General features: G+C 51.8%; 1 protein-coding gene. It reads left to right on the forward strand.

Translation table 11 applies throughout. The features are described 5' to 3' along the window. On the forward strand, positions 1-309 hold a 309-nt coding region (locus FS736_RS24590), incomplete at both ends, for a hypothetical protein (protein ID WP_186326912.1).

Genomic DNA, 309 nt, shown 5'->3' on the forward strand with positions numbered 1-309 from the left:
CATGACCCAAGGGAGCAGTCCTTCTCAGAAACAGAAACTTATCAGTGGGATGTCTTCATCTCCGCAGAGGAAATCGCCAAAGGCAACCAGGAGAAGATCAGGGCCATGGTTGGGTTCCCGGTTGATGCCAAGCTTGTCTCGGTGGATGTATCGTTGCCGCAGGCCTATGATCGATTCCTGCAGAAGGAATTAGCGAAGCTAGCCAAAGTGACGCAGCCTGAAACACCAAAAGCCCCGAAACCAGAGAAGAACTGGTGGGATATTGGATTAGGTGCTCTACAGGTAGTAGGAGGAGCAGCAGAAGCAGTC

The organism is Cytobacillus oceanisediminis 2691 (assembly GCF_007678455.1).
GTDB classification, from domain to species: domain Bacteria; phylum Bacillota; class Bacilli; order Bacillales; family Cytobacillaceae; genus Mesobacillus; species Mesobacillus oceanisediminis_A.